Below are 20,076 nucleotides of genomic sequence, written 5' to 3' on the forward strand. Positions count from 1 at the left end.
CGGCTAATCACTCGCTGGGTTCGTTATCCATCCAACGCTGCTTGGATCGGTCCAGATGCGTTCGCATGGCTGCTTGCGCCTGAAGCGGATCTCTTGCCTCCAGGGCTGCATAGATGGCTTCGTGCTCGGCCAAAGCCAGAGCCCATGTATCGTTATCCTCGAAGCGCGTCCTGATATGCGACGTCAGCGGACTATGCCGCTCGTCGAAAAGGTCGCGCACGATGCGCGCCAGAACCGAATTGCCCGACTGCTCGGCTATGAGCAGATGAAACTGCCTGTCGAGTTCAATCGCCTTGCGCCCGGCATCGACATTCACTTTCATCGCGTCAATCGTCGCGCGCAGTTCAGCCAGTCTTTCAGGCGTCATGCGCGCGCAGGCCGTCACCACCACGCTGCCTTCGACCATTTCGCGTGCCTGCATGATTTCAAGCGGGCTCTCGCCGATGGAAGTTCCATGGGAAAATGAACGCTTTTCCGACTCCGCCGTAACATAGATGCCGGAACCCATGCGGATTTCGACATTGCCGGCGATTTCGAGTGCAATCAGCGCCTCGCGCAGCGAAGGCCGCGACACGCCGAGCTGCTGTGCCAGCTCGCGTTCAGCCGGCAGCCTGCTGCCAGCAGGAAACTGGCCGTCCTGAATGAGATTTCTCACCCGATCTGCAATCTGCTGATAAAGCCTGCGCGGTTCCGCGGTTGCCGTAAAGTCGCTCATTGTGCTCCCAATTCGCCTCTCCTCGAATTGGCCTTACCATATTTCGAAGGAGAATGAAGCGCAATATGCTTAAAACCCCGATGAACTGCGGAAAATCGCACATTTCCACATCTGCACTCGAATCCTTTGGCTGATAAATAGTGTCACTGGCTTGACCAATTTGCCGCGCATCGCTTAGTTAAAACCACTGATTTATGGGAGAAGGTCATGCACAATAAGCCAGCGATCCTGCAGTTCGGCACCAGCCGTTTTCTGTTGGCTCATGCCGATTTCTTTGTTTCGGAAGCGCTTGCCAATGGCAAAGCCATCGGGACAATCGCCGTCGTGCAGACCACTTCCAACCCGCAGAGCAGCCAGCGGATCGCGGCTTTGAACGAAAGCCGCAGCTATCCCGTCATGATCCGTGGACTGGTCGACGGCAAGCCATTCGAGAATGAATATCAGGCGAAGGGCGTCACCGCGGCCTACTCCGCGCATCATGACTGGGCTGCGATTCTCGACCTTGGCGCCAGCGTCGATGTGATCCTCTCCAACACCGGCGACAAGGGTTTCGAGCTCGACAGAAGCGATGACAGCTCGCTTCTTGCCAATCCGGAAGCTTTGCCGAAAAGCTTTCCAGCCAAGCTGCTGGTGCTGCTGCATCATCGCTGGCAGCACAATCCCGATGCGCCGCTGTCGATATTTCCCTGCGAGCTGATCTCGCGCAATGGCGACAAGCTTCGTGCGATCCTTGTAAATCTGGCTCAAGACTGGAAACTGCCGGACAGTTTCGTGCAATGGCTCGAAGCGCGCTGCATCTTCGCCAACAGCCTTGTTGACCGCATCGTTTCAGAACCCATCGAACCCATCGGCGCCGTTGCCGAACCCTATGCGCTCTGGGCAATCGAGAATGCAGACGGCCTGAAGCTCCCTTGCGAACACAAGGATATTGTCGTCACCGACGATCTGGCGCGCTATGAGCATCTGAAACTCTACCTGCTCAACCTTGGCCATACATTCATCGCAGAACATTGGCTCAAGGGCGGCCGCCCGAAAGACGAGATCGTGCTGGAAGCCATGCAGGATGAGACGATCCGGAGCGAACTGGAAGCGGTCTGGCGCGAAGAAGTGCTGCCGATATTTGCCGCAGACGGTCTTGGCGAACAGGCGTCAGCTTATGTGGATTCGGTACGGGAACGGTTTCTCAACCCTTTCCTCAGGCACCGCATTGCCGACATTGCTTCCAACCATGAGGAAAAGAAGCGGCGGCGCTTCGCGCCGGTCATCGCCCGCGCGGCTGAACTCGGCCTTGATCTCAAGCAGTCTCGTCTGAAGGCGGCTGTCATCGCCTGAAACTACGCATCGTGCTTTCCGAAAATCGAGTCCGATTTCCGGGCCGATGCGGTAAGCCACTCATTGAGCTCGACTTCGGCGCGTTCCAGCGCGCTATAGTTCAAAAGTTTGCGTAGAAGTGCCACTGTGACTGCACGGGCCCGGAGGTTGAAACGTCCTTCGTCGGGTTCACCCTTCTCCTGGTAGACGCCAAGTTTTTCATAGAGTTGCTGCAATCTGTTCTGAACGCTTCTGAGAGACAGATTGCGGCGGCGTGCAATAACGCGATCCGTCAGGCCCAACGCTATATCGACCAGAATTTCGTATTCGCTTTCGCTGAAACCGCTGGCATGGCCAAGGCTCTTTTGCTGCAGGCCGCGCACCTCGCGATCGATGACGCATTGTGCCTCGACGAAGATGCTGCGCAATGCCAGCCGTAGCTTGTCGTCGGACGCCGATTTCAGCACGTAGCCATAAGCCGCCCCTTCGGGCACGATGCGCGACACGCCGCGCACATAGGCTTCATCGGCATAGTTCGACCAGAACAGGATGCGCGTTTCAGGATTTTCCTTCCAGATGGTGCGCGCCGCCTCGATACCGTTGCGTCCGTTCATCTGCAAATCCATGACGATATGCGCTGCCCTGTGCTGGCGCGCCAGTTTCTCGCCGGCAGACCCATTGTCGGCTTCCAGCACGTCGCTGCATTCAGGCAAGGCCGCGCGCACGGCCTCGCCAAGATAGGCGCGGTGCAACGGATCATCTTCCACGATCAAGACATGCATTTTATTCTCCGCCCTCCCGGCAAATTTCCGCAGGCAGGTGGATCGTCACACTGGTGCCGCCGCCTTCCCCGTTTTTCCTGATAGCGAAACTTGCAGAAATCAACCGCGCCCGCGTGCGCATATTATCGATGCCGTGCCCGACATCGGGACGCTGCATCTGGCGATCCATGCCTATGCCGTTGTCCGCGACTTCGACATGCAGCCGACCGCCCTTGTTGCGGAGCGTGACGCGCAACCGACTTGCATGAGCATGGCGTATCGCATTGTTGATCGCCTCCTGCACGATGCGGAACAGCGAGGTTGCAACCGTTTCCTCCAGCCGGTCAGCCATGCCGTCGCTGTGATCGTCGAGCGTCCATTCGATGGTTGACCCGCTGTCGCGCACCGAACGGCCCAGATGGTTTTCCGTCGCCTGCACGAAACCGAAAAGCTGGAGAATTGAAGGCTTCGCTTCTTCAATAATTTGTCGGAGATCGTGCATGCAATGCTGGAGGCCGCGAAACAGCGGTTCAAGCTGCTCGCCTGAAAGGTCTGGCGCATGGGTAAGCCGTTCGACGTGGCGCGCCAGCCGTGTCAGATCGGCCAGCGTCTGGTCGTGCAGGTCCATGCCGATGCGGTGGCGCTCAATCTCCAGCGCTTCTGTCAGTTTCAAAGCGCCGAAACGCAGGCCTTCCTCGCGCGCCCGCGCTTCCGCTTCCACGATGGCGGAACGCTTGGCCTGCTCGGCCGCACGGATCGCAAAGAAATAGGGGGTGAGCAGATCGGCAATCGACTGGGCGTTTTCCACGTCGCGCATGGTGTAGCAGGCAGGGGTGAGACTGGAACAGCTGAGCGCGCCGATAATATCGCCTTGCGCCTTCAGCGGCACATGCAGGCGACCCTTGAGATCATGCTCTATGATGGGACGGGAGAAGGCGCCCGCAAAATGGAAGCGCGGATCGGCGCGCGCATCGTCGGTCAAAAGATGATCGGCCTCGCCGGAAAGCACTGTCCGGATAGGACTGCCGGAAAGCGGCGCGGGCGGATTGCGGCTCCAGTCCGTCGATATGCCGCTCTCATAGGCGATATGAAACTTTCCATCCAGCGTCTTGATGCAGACGTCCAGATGATCATAGGGCACGATATGCGTGATCTCTGCCGCCACCGCCCGGATGATGGAATCGAAGTCGAGTTGTCCCGCCAGCAATCTGGAAATATTCAGATAGTGGTCGAGCAACCTTTGGGGCGCGAGTTCAAGCAAGCGTCTCTCCTCCGGAACGCAAACTGCTCATAAGCTATAATACGCCGCGACAGCCTCGGCGCGTCTTGCGGGTTCCCGCAATTTTACTGCGGGAACCCGCAAGTCAGTTGCTTCATTCGGCCTTCACAGAAGGCTCCTCTTCTTTCATCCTCGCTTCACCAGAAAATTGCCCGCGATACAAGAGTGTAAATCGCATCAGGCGCGGACTGGTGCCGTTGAGGAGCGGCGGTGCGGGAGGCTCGCGCCATAATCAATTCAGACGATCCGAAGTGCCGGGGCGCTGCGGGTCGCATACTGGCAACTGGGAGGAATGAATGAAACTCGCAAAAATCCTTTTCGCATCCGCAGCACTGGCAGGTGTTCTGGCCGCAGGCGGCGCATCGGCTGACACATCATCGAAGAAGATTGCATTCTCGAACAATTATGCGGGCAATTCGTGGCGTCAGGCCATGCTGGAAAGCTGGGACAAGATTACAAAGGAAGCCGTGAAGGCTGGCGTTGTTGCTGCTGCTGATCCGTTCACGACGGCTGAAAACCAGGCGACCGAACAGGCCGCGCAGATTCAGAACATGATCCTGCAAGGCTATGACGCCATCGTCATCAATGCCGCCTCGCCGACCGCGTTGAACGGCGCAATCAAGGAAGCCTGCGACGCGGGCATTACGGTCGTTTCCTTCGACGGCATCGTGACCGAGCCTTGTGCATGGCGCATCGCGGTCGATTTCAAGGCGATGGGTGAAAGCCAGATCGACTATCTTGCCAAGCGCCTCCCGGATGGCGGCAACCTGCTCGAAATTCGTGGCCTTGCCGGTGTTTCCGTCGATGACAACATCCATGCAGGCATCGAAGAAGGCGTGAAGAAGCATCCGAAATTCAAGATCGTCGGTTCCGTCAATGGTGACTGGGCCGCAGACGTGGCACAGCGTGCCGTCGCGGGCATTCTCCCAAGCCTGCCGAAAGTGGATGCGGTGGTGACGCAAGGCGGTGACGGTTACGGCGCCGCGCAGGCTTTCGCCGCTGCCAAGCGCGAAACGCCGATCATCATCATGGGCAACCGTGAAGATGAATTGCAGTGGTGGAAGAGCCAAAAGGACGCCAACGGGTATGAAACCATGTCGGTTTCGATTGCACCCGGCGTATCCACGCTTGCTTTCTGGGTTGCCCAGCAGATCCTTGACGGCAAGGAGGTGAAGAAGGACCTCGTCGTTCCGTTCCTCAGCGTCAGCCAGGAATCGCTCGAAAAGGACCTAGCCAACACCCAGAAGGGTGGCGTCGCGAATGTCGAATATTCGCTTGAAGACGCGCAGAAGGTCATCGACGCCGCGAAATAAGCCGCGTCCTTGCGTCATTGGACGATTGGGGCGGGCTTCGTTCCCGCCCCTTTCCGTCACCTTATTCAGCCTTTCGAGCAGTCAGTTGAACATATGACAGAAACAGCAGAGAAACGGGAGGTCGTCGCCGCGCGCAATATTCGCGTGCAGTTCGGTGCTGTGAAGGCACTGGATGGCGCCGAACTCGTGATCCGTGAAGGTGAGTGTGTCGGGCTCGTCGGGCACAATGGCGCGGGCAAATCCACCATCGTCAATGTCATCAATGGCGGGCTGTCGCCGCATGAGGGCAACGTATCCTATCACGGCGAAGCGGGACATGGCGTGGCAATGGCGCGCAAGCACGGCGTGCGCTGCGTGTTTCAGGAACTGTCGCTGTTCCCGAACCTGACGATTGCCGAAAATGTCCGCATCATGCAGCGCGACCTTGAAGGCGCGAACTGGCGCGGCAAGGCCGTCGGGTTGATTTCTGCGAAGCTCGACGAGATTTTCCCTGGACATAGGATCGACAGCGGCGCGACCCTTGACGAGCTGTCGATTGCCGAGCGGCAGATGGTGGAAATCGCCATCAACTTTACCGCGCCAGGAACGGCGCCGAAACTGGTCATTCTCGATGAGCCGACCTCATCGCTTGATGCAGGCATTGCCGCGCAGCTGATGGCCTATGTGCGCCGTTTCGTCGGCACGGGCGGCTCCGTCATCCTCATTTCGCACATGCTGGGCGAAATTCTCTCCACCTCCGACCGCATCGTCGTGATGAAGGACGGTAAGGTCGTCGCCAATCGCGCGGCGAGCGAATTTACCAATCGCAGCCTCGTTGAAGCCATGGGCAGCGTGGAGCGCGAAAGGGCGGCGCGCCGCATCGCACAGACCGACGCGACCGGCTCACCCGTTCTGTCTTTCGCAAAGCGCGCCGCCGACATAAAGCCGTTTCAGGCTTTCAAGGGGGAAGTCATCGGCCTCGCCGGGCTGGCCGGACACGGGCAGACCAGAATGCTGCTCGATCTTTACTATGCCCGGCGGCCAAACTGGGTTCCGGCCCGCAATTGCGAAATCGCTTTCGTGGCTGGTGACCGCAGCCTGAACGGCACATTCCCGCTGTGGAGCATCCTGCACAATCTTACGGTCAGTTCGCTCGACCGGCTATCGTCGCTCAAGCTCGTCGACCGGACACGGGAAGACGCGCTCGGCGGAGAATGGAAGGAGCGCATCCAGATAAAAACGCCGGATATGGGCAACCGCATCCTCTCGCTGTCGGGCGGCAATCAGCAGAAAGTGCTTTTCGCCCGCGCTCTGGCAACCAGCGCCCATGCGATCCTCATGGATGACCCGATGCGTGGCGTCGATGTCGGCACCAAGCAGGAAGTCTATGAAATCCTGCGCCATGAGGCGGAAAACGGACGCACCTTCGTCTGGTATTCCACTGAAATGGACGAAATCGAACTTTGCGACCGGGTCTATGTTTTCCGCGACGGCGCTATCGTTGCGGAACTGACCGGCGAAGACATTACGGAAAAGAACGTGCTTGCCGCATCATTCGAGGGAGGGCACGAATAATGCGCCTCTCCTCTTCCACTATCCGCCTGCTGACGCCGGTGTTCTCGCTGGTCCTGCTTCTGGCCGCCGTCTTCTACATGCAGCCCCGGGCCATGAGCTATACCGGGCTGAATCTGCTGTTCAATCTGGCTGTTCCCATCGCACTGGCAACCATCGCCCAGATGCTGATCATGGCCGTCAACGACCTCGATCTTTCGATGGGAACCTTTGTGAGTTTCGTGGTCTGCGTTGCCGCGACCTACCTCAACACCACTCCCGTCATCGGCGTGCTGATTCTTGTCGCGGCTATCGCGGCTTATGCCGCGCTTGGCGCGCTGATCCATCTGCGCAACCTGCCTTCCATCGTGGTCACGCTGGGCATGAGCTTTGTCTGGGGCGGGTTCGCGGTGCTCCTGTTGCCCTCGCCCGGCGGACAGGCTCCCGACTGGGCGCGCTGGATCATGACCGCCAAGCCTCCACTCATGCCGATGGCCATTGTCGCCAGCATTCTGATTGCGCTCGTCACGCATTTCATCGTGATGCGCTCCACCTTCGGTGTGCTGATGCGCGGCGCGGGCGGCAACACCCGCTCCATTGAGCGCGCGGGCTGGTCTGTCACCATGATCCGCGCCGGAACCTATGCACTGGCTGCCTTTTTCGCGGTGTTGGCAGGAATTGCACTGGTCGGCCTCACCACATCGGCCGATGCCAATATCGCGTTACGTTATACACTTCTGTCCATCGCAGGCGTTATTCTCGGCGGCGGTGAGTTCGTCGGCGGGCGCGTCTCGCCCATTGGTGCTGTCATAGGCGCGCTAACGCTGACCCTTGCAGGTTCGTTCCTCTCCTTCATGCGCATTTCGCCGGACTGGCAGATTGGCGCGCAGGGCGGCATTCTTATCGTGGTGCTGGCCTTGCGCCTCTTCCTCAACCGCCTCGAAAAGAGGGAGAAAAAGCAATGAACGGCCTCGCCATTCTCACCAGACGTCCGTGGATATGGTCGTTTATTGCGACCGCTGCGGTGTGGATCATCACCATTATTTTTACCGGAGGCGCAGGCGCACACGGGCTGTCCCACGCAGCCTTTACCTTCGCATCCTTCTCGGTAATCGTCGGGCTGGGACAGATGTTCGTCATCACGCTTGGTCCCGGCAATATCGATCTGTCTGTGCCTGCCAACATGACGCTCGCCGCAACGCTGGCGCTGAAATTGATGGATACGCAGGACGGCATGATCCTCGCCGGGCTTGCCGTGGCGCTGCTGATCGGGCTTGCCATCGGCATCTGCAATTATGCGCTGATCAAGCTTCTGCGTATCCCTCCCATCATCGCCACACTGTCGATGAGCTTCCTGATCCAGTCCACCGCCATCTGGAGCAATCGCGGCCTGCGCGTGAAACCGCCGGAAAGCCTGGCGCAGTTCGCCACATCCTCCACGCTCGGCATTCCCAATGTCGCCATTGTGGCGCTGTTCCTGTCGGTCATTGGCTGGGTGCTTTTGAAAAGGAGCATTTATGGTCGCTGGATTTCGGCGATCGGTCAAAATCCGTTTGCCGCACGCATGGCAGGCGTACCCGTCGACGGCACACGCTTCGTCACCTATCTGCTTTGCGCGGTGCTGGCTTCGCTCTGCGGCTTCCTGCTCGCCTGTTTCTCGGGCGGCGCGGCGCTGAACATGGGTGCGGAGTATCTGTTGATGTCGATCGCTGTCGTCATCATCGGCGGCACCGCGGTTGCTGGCGGCGATTCCAATATCCCCGGCATCTGGGGAGCCGCCCTCTTCATGTTCCTCATCGTCTCGATGCTCAATACCTATGGTTTCGGCGCCGGTGTCCGCCTTGTGCTGACCGGGCTTACGATCATTGCGGTGATTATCCTTGCCAGCGGCCGCGGGGCCGAACGCTGATTTTCCGGAGTAATTTTCCTTGCTACAGACTGTTTCGATTTACGAAATCCACGACGAACGCTTCAAGCAGATGATCGTGCCGAGCGCCGACCTGGACGAGCTTTATAGCGGCTGTCGCTGGGCGGAAGGTCCGGTGTGGTTCGGTGACCAGAACTGCCTTTTGTGGAGCGACATCCCCAACCAGCGCATTCTGCGCTGGGTGCCTGAAGGCGGCGTGTCCGTCTTTCGCCAGCCCTCCAATTTCGCGAATGGCAACACTCGCGACCGTGAAGGGCGCCTCGTTACCTGTGAGCACGGCGGTCGCCGCGTCACTCGCACAGAACCGGATGGCAGCATCACTGTGCTCGCCGACAGCTACCGAGGCAAGAGGCTGAACGCACCCAATGACGTGATCGTGCGCTCGGACGGAACCGTCTGGTTCACCGATCCGACCTACGGCATCATGGCGGACTATGAGGGCTACAAGGCCGACCCGGAACAGCCGACGCGCAATGTCTATCGCCTTGACCCGGCAACCGGCGAGCTTGATGCAGTCGTCACCGATTTTCACCAGCCGAACGGCCTCGCCTTCTCGCCTGACGAAACCCGGCTCTATGTCGCCGATAGCGCCTATAGCCATGACGAGAAAGCCCCGCGCCATATCCGCGTCTTCGACATTGTGGACGGTGGCAAACGCGTCACCGGCGGCGCGGTGTTCTGCACCATCGATAATGGCTTGCCGGACGGTTTCCGTTTCGATACGGGCGGCAATCTGTGGACCAGCGCCGGCGATGGCGTGCACTGTTTCTCCCCGGAAGGCACGCTGCTCGGCAAGATCAGGACCCCGCAGACGGTCGCCAACGTGACTTTCGGCGGTCCGCGCCGCAACCGGCTTTTCATCGCCGCCACGAAGTCCCTCTATGCGGTCTATCTCACCGTCACCGGTGCCCAATATCCGTGATAAAATAAAATAACGGCGGCTTTCCAAAACGGAAAGCCGCCGCTCTTTATAAATAAAGTAATTTATTGAAATATAGTATTTGCCGCACCCCACGATGTGGGCGCACCAATAATGATTCTTGATCAAAAACGGATCTTTCCGCCCGAAGGCCGGAACGACCCGCATATCAGGACCGTGAATGACGGAACAAATCAAAGTATGATCTCTTCTGTCCTTCTGCCATGCACTCTGCAGGCAGGCCGAGGCCGTGCATACGAGTACATTTCCTGATGCGCTGAAAGCCTTATACCCTCATCGTCAACGCAATGGAAACAGTTCGTCAACAAAAACAGGTCAAATTACTGTGATTAAACTGAATAAAAAGTGCAACTTTTCATGATGTTAGCTATAATTTAATATTATCTACATTAGTTATTACTGTTTTATAATCCTATTTATTACCATATTTATTAGGAAACCTGCACGAAGCGCAATATTGGCGGGCGACGACTGTCCCGCCAGCGATCAGGCTGAATATCGGAGTTCCGGAGAACACCGGGCCGGCGCCCGATAACGGATATGGCAGCCATCGATGCCGGTGTGCTCGATGTCAACTTCGACACCGAAGACCTGAGCGATGCGCTCTGCCCGCAACACCTCGCGCGGCGTGCCCAATGCGACGAGATTTCCCTTGTCCATGACCGCGATGCGGTCGCAGAACATCGCGGCGTGGTTCAGGTCGTGCATGGCAGCAACGACCGTCAACTTCTGTCGGCTGACAAGATCGAGCAGTCCGATCTGATGCCCGATATCGAGATGGTTCGTCGGCTCGTCCAGAAGCAAAATCCGCGGCTCCTGCGCCAGTGCGCGGGCGATGTGCAGACGCTGCCGCTCCCCGCCCGACAGCGTGTGCCAGTAACGATCGGCCAGATGAGCCATGTCGACATTGGCCAATGCCTGACCAACAATTGCCTCGTCTTCCGCCGACCACGGCGACAGCGCGCCCAGGTAAGGCGTCCGCCCCAGTTCAACCGCCTGACGCGCCGTGATGCGTTCCGTGGTGCCCGCCTGCTGCTCGACCAGCGCCAGTTGGCGCGCGATCTCGCGACGGCTGAAACTGCCGATGGGCGCGCCGCAAAGGTTCACTTCGCCGACGCGGCACCGGCGCACGCCGGATAGCAACGACAGGAAACTGGTCTTTCCCGACCCATTCGGCCCGATGATGCCAAGAAATTCTCCTTCCGCCACGTCCAGCGAAACATTGCGCAAAATCTCGACATTGCCTGCGGACCAGCCGACATTGTGGGCTGAGAGAATCATGACGCAGCCCTCCTTTGTCCGAGCAACAGGGCGAAGGCGGGCGCACCGAATAGCGCGGTGATGACGCCGATCGGAAGAACCTGCCCCGGAATAATGACGCGCGACAGGATATCGGCGACGATCATGAAGATTGCACCTATCAGGGCCGCCGCAGGAAGAAGCCTGCCGTGCCGCACGCCAGCCACCATTCGCGCTGCATGAGGGATGACGAGACCGATAAAGCCGACCGAGCCGACGATGGAAACCATGACCGCCGTCATCATGGCGCTGACGCCGATCAGCACAGCATAGACGCGACGCACTGGGATGCCGAGCGAAGCTGCGGATTCCGTTCCGAAGGTAAAGGCATCCAGCGCGTGCGCATGCCACAGGCAGATGGCAAGGCCGATCAAACAGGCAGGCAGAGCAAGTGTGACGTCTGGCCAGCGCACGCCGGAAAGATTGCCTAAAAGCCAGAACATGATGCCGCGCGCCTGTTCGGCATTTGCCGCCTTGGTGACAATGAACGAGGTCAGCGCGTTGAAAAGCTGCGAACCGGCAATGCCTGCAAGGATGATCGCGCCGCTGCCCCGCCCCGCCCGTAGTGCCAGCAGAGACACGAGGCCGAAAGCAATAATCGCCCCGATGAATGCGCCGAGCGAAAGCGTCAGTACGCCTGCCCCGATGCCGAGAATGGCGACGCCGACGGCGCCCGTCGAAGCGCCAGCCGAAATGCCCAGAATATAAGGATCGGCAAGCGAATTTCGCAGCAGCGACTGCAGGATGACGCCGGATATTGCGAGCGAAGCGCCGCAACATGCGGCGATGACGGCACGGCTGAGGCGATAGCTCCAGACGATCCCTTCATCGATAGGCTCAAGCGCATATCCGGCGTTCCACACCCGGTTGGCCACGGTTTTCGCAACCACTTCGAGCGGTATCGCCGTTTCGCCTATCGCGGCACCGAGCCAAAGGGCAAGAAGCAGGAGGACAAGAGAAAAGGCCAGAAAGAACACGCCGGAGCGTGTCCTTCCCTTTTGCCTGAAGCCCGCGGTCGCGGCCCGCGCCGTCACTTGTTCAAATCCGAGTTTGCAATATCGGCGGCAAGCGTTTCGATGCCTTCGATCACGCGAAGCGAAGTACTCATCGATTGCGCGTCCATATCGAAGACATGCTTGTCCTTCACCGCAGGCATCAGCTTCGTGACCGCATCGCTGTCAAGGAACTGGTGCTTGACGGCAATATCGTCAGCCGGATAGCGACGGCGATCCAGCTTTGCAGCCACGATCATCGACGGAGCGGACTTTGCAATCGTTTCCCAACCGACCGTCGGCCACTCTTCTTCGCTGTCGATCACATTTCTGATGCCGAGCGCCGAAAGAATATAGGCGGGTGCGCCGAACTTGCCCGCGACGTAAGGGTCAGCATCGACCTGCGCGCTGGAAAACCAGACGACAGCCGACAGTTTTCCATCAGCGGAAGCAATCTTCTTGCGAGCCGCTACCTCGCGGGCTTTCAAGTCGGCGACGAGTTTCTGGCCGCGATCCTGCACATTGAAGATTTCCGCCAGTTCGGTGATTTCCTGATAGACAATGTCCATCCTGAATGCTGCCGTGCGAACGCCGTCGCCGCCGCCGGAATTATCCTTGCCAACACAATCGGACGGCGACGTATAGGCCGCAATACCCAGTTCCTCGAACTGTTCGGGCTTCGCCACAATACCGGTGGGGCCGACATGCCATTGAAAATCCGCCGTCACGATTTCCGGCTTTTCCGCCAGAACGCTTTCAAAACTCGGATCGTTATCGGCGAGCCGCTTTACTCTGGCATTGACCTCCTCGAAGCCCTCGAGAACAGGGCCGAACCAGACAGCGGTGCCGACTACCTTGTCGCCCAGACCGAGGCTATAGAGAATTTCCGCGCTGCTCTGGCCAACCGCGACGGCGCGGCTTGGCGCCTGCTTGAAGGTGACGTCACGGCCGCAGTTTTTCAGCGTCAGCGGATATTGCGTTTCTGTTGCCTGCGCAGCCAGACCGCCTGCCAGAAATGCGACCGCGCATAGGGCGGCACGAAACGGCATATTGCCGAAAGTTTTCATAGGAATCCCCGAAAATGATATGAGAAACGAGCCCAGTCAGGCGGCGGAAAAAATCCGGCGCGGAAGACGGACAGGCATATCCGGGGACATGTCGAAAACATGCGATGATGATGGGAAGAAGCGTCCTGCGACGCCGAAATCTGTCATAACCGGCTCCTGCTCCGGGCATCCCCGCCCGTGACAATGGACAACACTAGACGGCAGGTCTCCTGGCTCACGAATATCTGCTGTTCATCTGCCTTCCCGCGCTTCTCCGGCGCAGTGGCATGACGCTTTCAACGCCACGAGGATGAACGGCAATCCGCTTACAGTTGCGGGGGCAGCCACGGTCTTGGCCCCTTTTCGGGTCGTCCTCACCGTGTTCCCTATTAATCCCCTTCGCTCTCGGTCGGGGAACCGTCGTTATACTATTACGTCGGCCCGCGCTCGCCGTCAAGCAGGTCTCGACGCCTATTTCCGGCGTGCGGTTTTCAAGAATTCCGAAAGCGTTTCCCATAAAACTGCAGCCAATTTATTATCGCATCTGCTGGCCTATTGAATTTGTTTTCGCTAATCTCCATTTAGTTTGCTCCCGCTAGGAGAGCGGGACTTGGGGAGGTCCGCCGAAGGGCGGCTTATATTCCATTTGGGAGGACATATGCGTAGATTTATTCTGGCCCTGACGTCGGTGGCGGCGTTGGCTATGGCAGGCTCTGCTTCCGCAGAAGACTACAAGGTGCTTGCGCCTGCTGCTCCGGGCGGCGGCTGGGACCAGACGGCGCGCACGATGCAGAGCGCACTTCAGGACGAAAAAATTTCCGGCAGCGTGCAGGTCATCAACGTTCCCGGCGCGGGCGGCACCATTGGCCTTGCGCAGTTCGTGAACCAGAACAAAGGCGATCCCAGCCAGCTGATCGTCGGCGGATATGTCATGGTTGGCGCGATCCTGACCAACAAATCGCCGGTTACGCTGGAACAGATCACGCCGATCGCGCGCCTTACCGGCGAATACGAAGCTATCGTCGTTCCTGCTTCCTCCGAGATCCAGAACCTTGGCGATCTTGCCGCGAAGCTGAAAGCCGATCCGGGCTCGGTTTCGTGGGGCGGCGGCTCTGCCGGCGGCACCGATCACATCACGGCTGGCCTCTTTGCCAAGGCGGCGGGCGTCGACCCCACCAAGGTCAACTACATCGCTTTCTCCGGCGGCGGCGAGGCGCTTGCGGCCATTCTCGGCAATCAGGTAACGGTCGGCATTTCGGGCTACGGTGAATTCGAAGCCCAGATCAAGGCAGGTACGCTGCGCATCATCGGCATTTCCAGCGACGAGCGCGTCGAAGGCATCGACGCACCGACCTTCAAGGAAGGCGGCGTGGACGTTTCGATCCAGAACTGGCGCATGGTGGGTGCCGCTCCCGGCATCACTGCTGAACAGGAAGCCGCCATCAATGCCGATATCGAGAAGATGGTGAAGTCGGAATCCTGGCAGAAGGCACTCAAGGACAAGGGCTGGGCGGATACTTATCTCGCCGGTCCGGCGTTCAAGGAACAGCTTGCCAAGGACGTCGCGGCGACTGAGACCATCCTCAAGGAAATCGGCCTCGTCAAATGACAGGATCGAACCAGCACGAAGAGCGCCGCCCCGAAAGGGCGGCGCCAGATTTCGCCGCTCTTGTCATCGCCCTTGTTCTTGCAGCTGTCGCCATCGCCATCGCCTGGTCGACAACCTATGGAAACGACGTGACGAGCTATTCGCCGGTCGGCCCGAAAACCGTTCCCTATGTCATTGCAGCCGGATTGTTCGGCCTTGCGATCTGGACCGTGTTCGAAGCGCTTCGCGGCGATTTTCCCGAACGTGAGCATCAGGAAATCGCCCCGATGGCCTGGATCATCGGCGGTCTTGCCGTCCAGATGCTGACAATGAAGACCATCGGCTTTTCCCTGTCCACCGGCCTGCTTTTCGCAGCAACCGCACGTGGCTTCGGCTATCGCAAATTCTGGATCAGCGTTCCCGTGGGCATCGTCTTCGCTTTCGTGATCTGGTTCATCTTTGCGCGCGGCCTGCAGCTATCGTTGCCGTCCGGCTGGCTCGAACAATTCGTTTAGCGACGGAGCGCTTTCATGGATACTGTCGCACTTCTCGCCAACGGACTTCTGGTGGCGCTTGAACCGTCGAACCTTCTTTATGCGCTGATTGGCGTCACGCTTGGCACAGCCGTCGGCGTGCTGCCCGGTATCGGCCCGGCACTCACGGTCGCGCTGCTCCTGCCCGTCACCTATAAGCTCGACCCTTCCGGCTCGCTCATCATGTTCGCGGGCATTTATTACGGCGGCATGTATGGCGGCTCGACCACGTCGATCCTGCTCAACACCCCGGGCGAAAGTGCCTCCATCGTTACCGCATTGGAGGGTAACAAGATGGCACGCGCCGGACGCGGCGGCCCCGCACTTGCAACCGCAGCCATAGGCTCGTTCATTGCGGGTCTGATCGCCACGCTGGCGCTCGCTTTCGTCGCGCCGTGGGTCGTGAAATTCGCCCTGTCCTTCGGACCGTCCGAATATTTCGCGCTCATGCTGCTCGCCTTCATGACGGTTTCAGCGGCCTTCGGCGATTCCACGCTCCGCGGACTGACCTCCCTCTTCATCGGCCTTGCGCTCGGACTGATCGGCATCGACCAGTTGACCGGTCAGGCGCGTCTCGTCATGGGAACCCCGAACCTGCTCGATGGCATCAATGTCACAACGCTCGCCGTCGCGCTTTTCGCCATTGGGGAAACGCTGGCTGTCGTATCGAAAAAACTTCGGCCAGAAGATGAAGTCATCGCCGTCAAGGGTTCCGTCTGGATGACGAAGAACGACTGGAAACGCTCGTGGATGCCGTGGCTGCGCGGCACCGCCATCGGCTTTCCGATTGGAGCCATGCCAGCGGGCGGTGCAGATGTGTCGAGCTTCCTTTCCTATTCGGCGGAACGGCAATTCTCGAAACATCCCGAAGAATTCGGCAAAGGCGCCATCGAAGGCGTTGCGGGACCGGAAGCGGCCAACAACGCCTCGGCTGCCGGTACGCTCGTGCCGCTCCTGACGCTCGGCCTGCCGACAACCGCGACTGCGGCTATCATGCTTGCCGGTTTCCAGCAATTCGGCCTGCAGCCCGGCCCGCTCCTGTTCGTGACCAATGCCACATTGGTTTGGGGCCTGGTGGCGAGCCTTCTCGTCGCCAATCTGATGCTGCTGGTCTTGAACCTGCCCCTCATCGGCCTGTGGGTGAAGATGCTCACTATCCCACGCCACTGGCTCTATGCGGGCATTCTGGTTTTCGCCACGCTTGGAACAATCGGAGCGAATGCCTCCACCTCCATGCTGTTCGGCCTGCCGGTTTCATTCGAGCTTGGCCTGCTTCTGGCATTCGGCGTGCTGGGTTATGTGTTGCGGCGCTTCCATTACCCCATCGCACCGGTGGTGGTTGGCCTCATCCTCGGACCGATGGCAGAAAAGAGCCTGCGTCAGGCCTTGCAGATCAGCCAGGGCAACCCGATGGCGCTGGTGCATTCCTGGGTATCGATTGTGCTGATCGCGCTGGCGATTGCCGCCGTGGTCGTGCCAATGATCATGCGCCAGCGCGGCAAGGGTGAATTGCTGAGCCAGATGGCAACCGATGAGGATTAAACGACAAAAGCCCGGCAAAGCCGGGCTTTTTTTACTCATATACACTTACGCTTACTTGGCCGTTCAACCCTGAATGCGACGGAACTGATCGACGTCGATGCCAAGCGTCTCAAGGTCATGGGCAGCAGGCTTCTGACCAGCGCGCACAGCCGCAGAAGCACGAACGGCGCTGCCGAATTGCGCGAATGCACGACCGAAACGATTATTGAAGCGGGTAAACATTTTTCTCTCCATCACGGACACTTCATCGGTCCGCACCCATGAAATGGTGATAAGTCCCGTGACTTAGAAGACCAACATTTGCATGACAGCCATGCAGTTTCGACATGTTCCCTTCCACCCAACTTGATTGCGATCAATGCCGCCCGCTCGCGGGCTTGCGAAGCTCTTTTCAACCCAAAGGAAGGAGCCTTGGAATGTCGAATACCCCCCACACGCTCGGTGAAGAGTTTCCCGGCCAACTCGAAGCCATCCATGCCCTGAAGGCAAAGGATTCCCGTTTTGCCCGCATTCTGGAAGAATATGATTCAGTGAACGATCGCATCCACCGGGCGGAAACAAAGATCGCTCCCGTAAGCCAGGAGGAAGAAACGAATCTGCGCAAGCAGCGCCTCGCCTTGAAGGACAGCATCGCCGAGGCACTTGCCGGGACTTGATCTTCTATCCGGCCCCTCTCCCATAAGATTGGGAAATAAATAAACGAAGAGAAAAAGCGGCCCCGAATATACCGGGACCGCTTTATTGTTTTATTATGAATATGGCAATTGCCTAAAAAAAGATAAGCTGCTACTAAATTTGAATAAAACAATATTAAACAAAATATTAGCAAATGGGAAATTAATAAATGAAGACCAGATATGCTGTACTTCTTGCATCCGCAGTGGCATTTTCATATTCTAATTTAGCTGCGGCGCAAAAACTGGAAGGTTTCGATCTCTCGCTGGCGAAAGTGCCGCCATTTCCTGTAACGGCGTTTTATGAAACGCCGGAAAATTTCTCCTCTTTACCGGTTGGCAGCATTATTCGTCAGGAACCGCTAGAGGCTCCCGCTGGCGCATCGGCCTGGCGCGTGCTCTACGTTTCGGAGCGCTGGGATGGAACGCACGTTCCGGCAAGCGGTCTGGTCATCGCGCCGAAGCAGACAGACGGCGCCACACCCTATCCGGTGGTGTCCTGGCTGCATGGCACAACAGGGGCGGCGCGTGGCTGCGCTCCATCGCTTGCGCCAAATCCGGTTCAGGAATTCGTGCAACGCGGCGAGTATGCCATCGACATCGGCATTCCATTTCTTCAGGACTGGCTTGCAAGGGGATATGCGATTGTCGCGCCGGATTATGCCGGGCTTGGTTCCGACGCCGTTCACCGTTATCTCGCGGGCGTGGATTCGGCGCGTGACGTACATAATATGCTGCGTGCGGCGCGCTCCATCAGTGAAGCGAATATCGGCAAAGACGTTTCGCTGGTCGGCTGGTCCCAAGGCGGAGCCGCCGCGCTGTTTGCAGGCGAAATCGCCGCAACTTACGCCCCTGAGAATAAAATTCGCTCGCTCGTAGCCCTGGCTCCTGCTTCGACTGTTCTCAGGCCTGACGCGACGATAAATGCCTTCTTCAAGGCCAAGGTGCCCTACACGCTGCTTGTCGGGCAAAGCTACATCGACGCCTACAATCTCGACAAAACTCTTTTTGCCGCCGAAGGCCACAAACTTCTCGAGGCCGCGCAGTCAACCTGCGTGGTGGGTGTGCTGGGCGCACTGGCGCAAAGCCAGGACCCTGCGGTCACCGATAATATTACGGATCATAAGGATTGGGTTGAAGCCCTGAAACGCAACAATGCCGGTTCCGCAAGAATCGACGCGCCTGTTTCGATTTTCCAGGGGCTCGAGGATACCATTGTTCCGCCAAGCGATACGCAGGATTATGCCGAGCGGGTCAAGGCATTGGGGATGGACGTTTCCATCACTTGGGTTGCACATGCCGGTCATCGTGATCTTTTCGACAGGAAAAAAGACGAAATCGTCGAGAAAGTGGTTGAAGGCTTCGAAGCCGCAAGCAACTGATCGCGAAATTCTGCGAAGCTGAACCAGTTCGGGATCATTCGGCACGGAATGATCCCGTTTTCAGCAATAAGCCATGCCACCGCTGCGACGGCCGCTCAGGAGGACTGGTCCTCGTTTTTGTTTCCAACCTTGCTGTTGTCCGGGCCGACCGAGTTTTCCATCTTTCCCACTACGACCAGAACCGCGACGGCGATAAATGTGGCCATGATTGCGATATGCCAGAGGCCGAGACCGCTGGCGAGACCGACTGCGGCAGCAAGCCACATGCCCGCGCCGGTCGTGATACCCATTATTTTTCCGCGCGCGAAAATGATGAAGCCAGCCGCCAGAAAGGCCACGCCACTCGTGATTGCTTCCACCAGCCGCGAAGGGTCCATCCGTATATTTTGATCGTCGAACACAGGCACATTGACCAGTTCCAGCGACACAATCGTGAAGGTGGCTGAGGCGAGACAGACCAGCATATGGGTCTTTAGCCCGGCGGGGCGCCTGCGCCATTCACGTTCGAGACCGATGATGGAGCCGAGCAGCGTTGCCAGCAACATCCGCGCCAGAACCACCGGCAAACTGATTGCATTGTCGTGCGTGAATTCAGCCCAGAATTGATCCATGCCCGATAACGGGCATGGCAGAGTTTGGTTCCGCTATGATCATTGGCTTGCGGCTCATTCCGCCGAAGCCGGAGGAACCGTTTCTGTCGCGGCCGGCGGCAGGGAATTCTCGCCATTAGGCGTGTTCTGGTCGGGAGAAATGGCAGCCCCATAGATTTCAACCAAGATCCAGACGGCGAGCGCCGCCACGATGCTAACCAGCAAAACCATGAGAATGGGCTTGCCTTCGCGCCCTTGCCTTGCTTCAGTCGGGTTGACCTGTTTCATGGATCAAATCCTCCTGTTGGTTTGAGCGGCGTTAAGGTTCGCCGCTATAAGCCGAATGGAAGGATGGGAAATTGGTTCCAATGTAACGAGCCGCCACGCAAATCTTGCGTCAGCGCTTCTCGACATCGGTAAATATGTGGAGGCAATGGTACGGTCGGTTGGAGTTGAACCAACGACCTCAGGAGCCACAATCCTGCGCTCTAACCAACTGAGCTACGACCGCGTACCTTTGTGTCGGCTGCGTGACGCTCTGGCGTCGCCGACAGGGGGTCACATACGGAGAATCGATCCATATTGCAAGTGATTATAGCTCTATTTTTTGAGAAATTCCCAATTGCGGGTTTCTATGTCAAATCGCGCTGATAA

20 protein-coding genes, 1 tRNA gene and 1 riboswitch are annotated in these 20,076 nt (G+C 58.2%); of the genes, 11 read left to right on the forward strand and 10 right to left on the reverse strand.

The features are described from left to right. Positions 1–7: 7 nt before the first annotated feature. Positions 8–715, reverse strand: a complete 708-nt coding sequence (locus F9K78_RS03530; protein WP_121981966.1) for a FadR/GntR family transcriptional regulator — start codon at positions 713–715, stop codon at positions 8–10. A gap of 207 nt (positions 716–922) precedes the next feature. On the opposite strand from F9K78_RS03530, the gene F9K78_RS03535 reads away from it, so the two are divergent. Continuing rightward, positions 923–2,047 (forward strand): mannitol dehydrogenase family protein, encoded by a 1,125-nt coding sequence (locus F9K78_RS03535; RefSeq protein ID WP_121985272.1) that lies wholly within the window; start codon positions 923–925, stop codon positions 2,045–2,047. 2 nt (positions 2,048–2,049) lie between these two features. On the opposite strand, the gene F9K78_RS03540 is transcribed toward F9K78_RS03535, so the two are convergent. Beyond that, on the reverse strand, positions 2,050–2,808 hold the full coding sequence (locus F9K78_RS03540; protein ID WP_121981968.1) for a response regulator transcription factor: 759 nt from the start codon (positions 2,806–2,808) through the stop codon (positions 2,050–2,052). A 1-nt stretch (position 2,809) separates the two neighbouring features. Next, positions 2,810–4,048, reverse strand: coding sequence for a GAF domain-containing sensor histidine kinase (locus F9K78_RS03545; RefSeq protein WP_121981969.1), 1,239 nt, complete (start codon positions 4,046–4,048; stop codon positions 2,810–2,812). A 314-nt stretch (positions 4,049–4,362) separates the two neighbouring features. On the opposite strand from F9K78_RS03545, the gene F9K78_RS03550 reads away from it, so the two are divergent. The 5 genes from F9K78_RS03550 to F9K78_RS03570 all read left to right on the forward strand — a co-directional run bounded on the left by F9K78_RS03550 (position 4,363) and on the right by F9K78_RS03570 (position 9,758). After that, positions 4,363–5,379 (forward strand): ABC transporter substrate-binding protein, encoded by a 1,017-nt coding sequence (locus F9K78_RS03550; protein WP_121985271.1) that lies wholly within the window; start codon positions 4,363–4,365, stop codon positions 5,377–5,379. A gap of 93 nt (positions 5,380–5,472) precedes the next feature. Beyond that, on the forward strand, positions 5,473–6,933 hold the full coding sequence (locus tag F9K78_RS03555; RefSeq protein WP_121981971.1) for an ATP-binding cassette domain-containing protein: 1,461 nt from the start codon (positions 5,473–5,475) through the stop codon (positions 6,931–6,933). Beyond that, positions 6,933–7,874, forward strand: coding sequence for an ABC transporter permease (locus F9K78_RS03560; RefSeq protein ID WP_121981972.1), 942 nt, complete (start codon positions 6,933–6,935; stop codon positions 7,872–7,874). Before F9K78_RS03555 ends, F9K78_RS03560 begins: the two co-directional genes overlap by 1 nt. Next, positions 7,871–8,818 carry an ABC transporter permease gene (locus F9K78_RS03565; protein ID WP_121981973.1) on the forward strand — a complete coding sequence of 316 codons (948 nt, stop codon included), beginning with the start codon at positions 7,871–7,873 and terminating at the stop codon, positions 8,816–8,818. The genes F9K78_RS03560 and F9K78_RS03565 overlap by 4 nt, the downstream gene beginning before the upstream one ends. 70 nt (positions 8,819–8,888) lie before the next feature. Further along, entirely contained in the window at positions 8,889–9,758 is an 870-nt protein-coding gene (locus F9K78_RS03570; protein ID WP_121982047.1) for an SMP-30/gluconolactonase/LRE family protein, read from the forward strand. A gap of 504 nt (positions 9,759–10,262) precedes the next feature. Here the strand turns inward: F9K78_RS03570 and F9K78_RS03575 are convergent. The 3 genes from F9K78_RS03575 to F9K78_RS03585 are packed head-to-tail and all read right to left on the reverse strand — an operon-like array spanning position 10,263 to position 13,134. Continuing rightward, positions 10,263–11,057: an ABC transporter ATP-binding protein gene (locus F9K78_RS03575; RefSeq protein ID WP_121981974.1), complete on the reverse strand. Its 795-nt coding sequence runs from the start codon at positions 11,055–11,057 to the stop codon at positions 10,263–10,265. Beyond that, positions 11,054–12,109 carry a FecCD family ABC transporter permease gene (locus tag F9K78_RS03580; RefSeq protein ID WP_121981975.1) on the reverse strand — a complete coding sequence of 352 codons (1,056 nt, stop codon included), beginning with the start codon at positions 12,107–12,109 and terminating at the stop codon, positions 11,054–11,056. Before F9K78_RS03580 ends, F9K78_RS03575 begins: the two co-directional genes overlap by 4 nt. Then, the gene (locus tag F9K78_RS03585) at positions 12,106–13,134 is read right to left on the reverse strand and encodes an ABC transporter substrate-binding protein (protein WP_121981976.1); all 1,029 of its coding nucleotides are present in this window, start codon (positions 13,132–13,134) and stop codon (positions 12,106–12,108) included. Before F9K78_RS03585 ends, F9K78_RS03580 begins: the two co-directional genes overlap by 4 nt. 182 nt (positions 13,135–13,316) lie before the next feature. Continuing rightward, a riboswitch (cobalamin riboswitch) is annotated at positions 13,317–13,550 on the reverse strand. 221 nt (positions 13,551–13,771) lie between these two features. On the opposite strand from F9K78_RS03585, the gene F9K78_RS03590 reads away from it, so the two are divergent. The 3 genes from F9K78_RS03590 to F9K78_RS03600 are packed head-to-tail and all read left to right on the forward strand — an operon-like array spanning position 13,772 to position 16,776. After that, positions 13,772–14,722 carry a Bug family tripartite tricarboxylate transporter substrate binding protein gene (locus F9K78_RS03590; RefSeq protein ID WP_121981977.1) on the forward strand — a complete coding sequence of 317 codons (951 nt, stop codon included), beginning with the start codon at positions 13,772–13,774 and terminating at the stop codon, positions 14,720–14,722. Next, the gene (locus F9K78_RS03595) at positions 14,719–15,216 is read left to right on the forward strand and encodes a tripartite tricarboxylate transporter TctB family protein (RefSeq protein ID WP_121981978.1); all 498 of its coding nucleotides are present in this window, start codon (positions 14,719–14,721) and stop codon (positions 15,214–15,216) included. Before F9K78_RS03590 ends, F9K78_RS03595 begins: the two co-directional genes overlap by 4 nt. Before the next feature lie 15 nt (positions 15,217–15,231). After that, on the forward strand, positions 15,232–16,776 hold the full coding sequence (locus tag F9K78_RS03600) for a tripartite tricarboxylate transporter permease (protein WP_006469180.1): 1,545 nt from the start codon (positions 15,232–15,234) through the stop codon (positions 16,774–16,776). Between the two features lie 63 nt (positions 16,777–16,839). Here the strand turns inward: F9K78_RS03600 and F9K78_RS21825 are convergent, their stop codons facing one another. Then, on the reverse strand, positions 16,840–16,998 hold the full coding sequence (locus F9K78_RS21825) for a hypothetical protein (RefSeq protein ID WP_162929768.1): 159 nt from the start codon (positions 16,996–16,998) through the stop codon (positions 16,840–16,842). Positions 16,999–17,192: 194 nt separating this feature from the next. On the opposite strand from F9K78_RS21825, the gene F9K78_RS03605 reads away from it, so the two are divergent. After that, on the forward strand, positions 17,193–17,432 hold the full coding sequence (locus F9K78_RS03605; protein ID WP_121981979.1) for a YdcH family protein: 240 nt from the start codon (positions 17,193–17,195) through the stop codon (positions 17,430–17,432). 188 nt (positions 17,433–17,620) lie between these two features. Next, the gene (locus tag F9K78_RS03610; protein ID WP_121981980.1) at positions 17,621–18,832 is read left to right on the forward strand and encodes an alpha/beta hydrolase family protein; all 1,212 of its coding nucleotides are present in this window, start codon (positions 17,621–17,623) and stop codon (positions 18,830–18,832) included. Between the two features lie 95 nt (positions 18,833–18,927). Here the strand turns inward: F9K78_RS03610 and F9K78_RS03615 are convergent, their stop codons facing one another. The 3 genes from F9K78_RS03615 to F9K78_RS03625 form a co-directional block, all read right to left on the reverse strand. After that, on the reverse strand, positions 18,928–19,443 hold the full coding sequence (locus tag F9K78_RS03615; RefSeq protein WP_121981981.1) for an MgtC/SapB family protein: 516 nt from the start codon (positions 19,441–19,443) through the stop codon (positions 18,928–18,930). A gap of 54 nt (positions 19,444–19,497) precedes the next feature. Next, complete coding sequence (locus F9K78_RS03620; RefSeq protein ID WP_121981982.1) at positions 19,498–19,710, reverse strand: hypothetical protein; 213 nt, start codon at positions 19,708–19,710, stop codon at positions 19,498–19,500. Positions 19,711–19,856: 146 nt separating this feature from the next. Further along, positions 19,857–19,933: transfer RNA gene (locus tag F9K78_RS03625), tRNA-His, on the reverse strand. Positions 19,934–20,076 lie beyond the last annotated feature (143 nt).

Origin of the sequence: Brucella pseudintermedia (assembly GCF_008932435.1) — a bacterium.
Taxonomy (GTDB): Bacteria; Pseudomonadota; Alphaproteobacteria; order Rhizobiales; family Rhizobiaceae; genus Brucella; species Brucella pseudintermedia.